Genomic DNA, 4,711 nt, shown 5'->3' on the forward strand with positions numbered 1-4,711 from the left:
CGTTAGATGGAAAGTTAATTTCGTAAAAAGTAACGCCTAAGCTGCCAATATTGAGTGGGTTATCATCAAAACTCCAATACTGTTTGATGTCCTCGTTATTCTTCTTAAAAGTTTCAGGACTTTCTGAGACTGAAATAGTTGCATGAGGGGAGATGGTAACCTCTTTTTCTGCTTGGCAGGCAGTAGTTAGAAAGGTCAGACTCAAACAAATAAGAATACTGAGAGATCGCTTAAACATGACTCAAAACCTGCCTTCGTTGTATCGATTAATAATGTAATATAGCTACCCTTCTTCACCCTCAAACTGCCAAATCACTTCGCCCCATTGGTTATTAGGATAATCTGGCATGATGTCGCCTTTTTTAAAGTAAGCACGACTGTCTGAATTGGCTAAAGTAAACCAGTAGCCTGATTTAGGGCAGGGTTGTCCGGCTAGGCAACGTCCACGAGCTTGACTGGTAATTTCAGGTTTAGCCTTCGGCTGGTTTTCGTAGTAGGATGTCATATCTTCGCCTTTCTCATAGCGTTCCATGAATTCTCGATGAGTAATTTTATATGGATCAGTATTAATTATCTTAGCGGTATCAAATCCCGTTTCTTGTTTAACCGAAGGGAATGTATGAGAGCTCAATGATTTATCTAACGGTATGTCTTTTTTAACCACTGATGACTCTGAACTAAGCCTATATACATGAGGCTGCTGATTGTAGTGTTCGACGAAAGAGTCCATTGCAGTCACACCATTTTCAAAATCAATATATCTGTTGATCTCTTCGCTTTCATCGTAAAATTTATAGGAAAACAGTATAGTAGTATCACCGTTTTCTTCAGTGTTTCGCCACATCTCTATTTGTAGATAAGTGTCAGTACCATGACGTAGATACCATTTATGAAGATAGGAGGTGATTTGATTAAACTCATCTAGGCTTAGAGGGTAACGATAATCTAGATATGAAGTACTACCACCAGTTAAAGCATATTTAACAGCATTTTCAGGCGATACTCTCGGTGAGCTAAGTCCAAAGTTGTACTCCCATCCTTGAGATTCAAGCTGTTTAAATATCTTTTGTACTTGATCGTAAGCTTCTTTGTCTGTGATATTATTTGAGTCATTTCCACGAAGGAAAGTAGTTATATTAATTTTTGGTAATTGAAAGTTTTCTATAGAAAACTCTCCCATAGCGCGAACTGTTGCTACGTTATTAATTTCTATAGAGCCGCTAGGATAGGAAAATACTGATTCTACTGTACTACCTGAAGGAAAGTTAAAGCCACGAAATACTGTGTCCATGGGCTGGGCATCAGCACTTTGGTGTTTTTTATATTCAAGGTTGCTCTCATAAAGTTCTTTAGCAGTCATGCTTAAAGAAATTTCTAACGGTTTGTCAGGAATAGTGATCTTTTTTTCTGCTTGGCAGGCAGTAGTTAGAAAGGTCAGACTAAAACAAATGAGAGTACTGAGAGATCGCTTAAACATAACTCAAAACCTGCCTTAGTCTTATCGATTAATAATGCAATATAGCTACCCTTTCTCACCCTCAAACTGCCAAATAACCTCACCCCAATTATTGATTAGGTAACTTGGCATGATGTCGTCTTGCTTAAAGTAGGCACGACTGTCAGATTTTGCTTGCGTGAACCAGTAGCCTGATTTAGGACAGGGCTGATTGGCAGGGCAACGTCCTTTGGCTTGACTGGTAATTTCAGGTTTATTGGGTTTGGTTTTATTTTCATAGTAAGGCGTCATGTCTTCGCCCGCCTCTTGACGCTTTATAAAATCCTCGTAGGTAATTTTATAAGGGTCAATTGATACAGATTTGCTGGTATCGATACCTGTCTCTTTAAGTACGAGTGGTAGGGTATAGTCAGGTTGGTTCTGCTGAATCTTTAATCCCATTTTAATAGCTTCAGTTTCAATAAAGAGTCTAGCTTCAGGTAGTTTGTCATAAAGCTTACTGTATTCTTTAGTCAAAGGCTCGTCATAATCATTCGGAACGATTTGTTGAAGTAGCTCCACTTCATTGAAAACCTCTAAACTAATCAGGTAATGACGCTTACCTGTGGATGAATCTGTTTGTCTATTCATTCTAATATTTAAAAAGGTGTCTGCACCATGGCGAAGCTGCCATGTTTGTAGATCATCGAGCTGCAACCACTGTTCAAAAATTAATGGATAAGTATAGTTAAGACTGAAGGCATATCCATCTTCTTTAGTAGCAAATTTAAAGCTGTCTTTAGGGCTTAAACGAGGTTCACTTAAAGTTTTTGCATGCATCCAACCTTTATCTTGTAGCTCTTTAAAGAAAGATATCATTTTTTTATAAGCATCTTTATCTGATATGCCGTTGTCTGTTTTGTCGAAGAAAAAATCAACTGTAATTTTATTTAACCCTCGCTGCTCGCTAGTTACCTTATCCATAGCTAAGATAGTGACAACTTGGTCAATCTTAAAACTATCATCAGAATAATGGAAAATCACTTCTCCCATATTGCTTGTCGGAAAGTCATAACCCTGAAAAGTAACGCCCATAGGCTGGGCATCGGCACTTTGATATTTTTTATATTCAGGGTTTGCGTCGTATAACTCTTTAGCAGTCATATTTAAAGAAATTTCTAACGGTTTATCAGGCATAGTGATCTCTTTTTCTGCTTGGCAGGCAGTAGTTAGAAAGGTCAGACTCAAACAAATAAGAATACTGAGAGATCGCTTAAACATAATACTAAACTTACCTTAGTTGCTTTAAAGATAGGATGTTATATCTTTATCCTTCTTCACTCTCAAACTGCCAAATAACCTCACCCCAATTATTGTTAGGATAGTCTGGCATGATGTGGCCTTGCTTAAAGTAAGCACGGCTGTCAGATTTTGCTTGCGTGAACCAGTAGCCTGATTTAGGGCAGAGCTGACCAGCTAGGCAACGGCCTCGAGCTTGACTGGTAGTGTCAGATTTGTTGGGTTTGGTTTGATTCTCATAATAAGGCGTCATATCTTCACCCGCCTCTGAACGCTTAATGAACTCTTCGTAAGTTATTTTATAGGGGTCAATAGAGATGAATTTACTGGTGTCGATGCCTGTTTTTTCTAATACCAGGGGTAGTGTATAGTCAGGCTGGTCTTGCTGAATTCTTAGACCCATCTCAAGAGCCTGAGTTTCAGATTGTAGTCTCCATGTAGGTATTTCTGGATATAATTTAATATACTCACTCTCCCAATTATCTCTATGGTCTGCTCCTACAGTTTGTTTAACTACTTCAATTGAGTCATGTATGTCCAGACTCATTAAGTAATGACGGTTACCTGTTTCAGGATCCGTATCTCTAATGTACATGATATCCATAAAAACATCAGTTCCATGCCGCAACTGCCATGTCTGTATATTGCTCAATTGCATCCATTCTTCAAATGTTAGAACATGTGTAAAGTCCAAGCCCAGACTACTTGTATGGTCTGCAAGTGTAAAAGTAAAACCGTCTTTTTTAGACAGGCGTGGTGAACCTATATCCTTATTATATACCCAGCCTTTACCTTGTAATTCTTTGAATAGTTGCATAGTTTTATTATAGGCATCTTTATCCGTGATGCCATCAGAATCTTTGTTGTAGATAAAAGTAACATCATAGTTTGTTAATAAACTGTCAGTTTTTTTTACATTATCATATGAATTAATAGACATAACACCGTCTACTTTAAATTCCCCATCAGGGTATTTGAAAACCATATTACTTTCTTGAAAACGAGGAAAGTCATAACCTTGAAAGGTCACGCCCATAGGCTGAGCATCGGCATTCTGGTATTTTTCATATACAGAATTATTCTTATATAGTTCTTTAGCAGAGATGTTTAGAGATATTTCTAACGGTTTATCAGGCATAGTGATCTCTTTTTCTGCTTGGCAGGCAGTAGTCGAAAAAAGGAGTACGAAACATACGAAGGAGAAGCAAAGTTTTTTTATCATGGCAATCTACTGTTTTTTTAAGATGAGTTTATGAGTCGGCCTTGTTATACCATCCAGCCATAGTTGTTAGTTCACTATGCATATAGACTTTCTCATCTTGCATCAGTTGATGAAATTTCTGAGCAGCATCTTTTATCCACTTCATACGGCTATCATAGTTATACAGCACGATATCCGTATCGGGTTTTGAGATATATTTATCCTGACTGGCAGTTGACTGAGCTTTTCCTCTTATAATACGTACTTGCTGGCCGACGTTAACACCTAGTGTACCTTCAGAAGTTCTTGTTCCATCTTGCGGCACTTTACAGGCGTTTGAAAAATATAGTTGAACAGCGGGAGCAAATGGACCAGCTAACCCCATTGCATCGATTTCAATCTGATGTCTTTTGTCTTCATAGATCAACGGTTGTAAAATCATTTTTTGCTCATGGTATGCCGTTTGTAATAAGTTTTCATATTGAGCTGCTATTTTATCCTTTGATTTAGCAGCGTTTTCAAATTTTTTAACTTCATTAAACCCTTTAACTAAGTAGTTGTTACTTTTCAAATATTTAATTTTAGGTAAAGACTTTGTTGCCCAGGGAGCTTGATTAATAGCTGTTTTCATTTGTGGTACAAGGTTGTTTGTATTCCTATCATTGATACATTTAAAAAATACAGCTGACCCATATAGTCACTGCACTACAAAAGAGTTATAATTTGGATGAATATCATAAAACAATTTAGATAAGTCATTTTCCATCCAACCTTGG

General features: G+C 37.5%; 5 protein-coding genes. All 5 read right to left on the bottom strand.

The annotated features are described in order from the left end of the window. On the bottom strand, positions 1–238 hold a 238-nt coding region (locus tag EI162_RS13440), incomplete at its 3' end, for a hypothetical protein (protein ID WP_192524821.1). 45 nt (positions 239–283) lie between these two features. Continuing rightward, positions 284–1,477, bottom strand: a complete 1,194-nt coding sequence (locus EI162_RS13445; RefSeq protein WP_192524822.1) for a hypothetical protein — start codon at positions 1,475–1,477, stop codon at positions 284–286. A 45-nt stretch (positions 1,478–1,522) separates the two neighbouring features. Beyond that, on the bottom strand, positions 1,523–2,716 hold the full coding sequence (locus EI162_RS13450; protein ID WP_192524823.1) for a hypothetical protein: 1,194 nt from the start codon (positions 2,714–2,716) through the stop codon (positions 1,523–1,525). A gap of 46 nt (positions 2,717–2,762) precedes the next feature. Beyond that, positions 2,763–3,872 carry a hypothetical protein gene (locus tag EI162_RS13455; RefSeq protein ID WP_192524824.1) on the bottom strand — a complete coding sequence of 370 codons (1,110 nt, stop codon included), beginning with the start codon at positions 3,870–3,872 and terminating at the stop codon, positions 2,763–2,765. Between the two features lie 112 nt (positions 3,873–3,984). After that, positions 3,985–4,602 carry a DUF2515 family protein gene (locus EI162_RS13460; protein WP_413038397.1) on the bottom strand — a complete coding sequence of 206 codons (618 nt, stop codon included), beginning with the start codon at positions 4,600–4,602 and terminating at the stop codon, positions 3,985–3,987. Positions 4,603–4,711: the final 109 nt, after the last annotated feature.

Origin of the sequence: Psychrobacter sp. FME6 (genome assembly GCF_014861365.1) — a bacterium.
In the GTDB taxonomy this organism is placed as follows: Bacteria; Pseudomonadota; Gammaproteobacteria; order Pseudomonadales; family Moraxellaceae; genus Psychrobacter.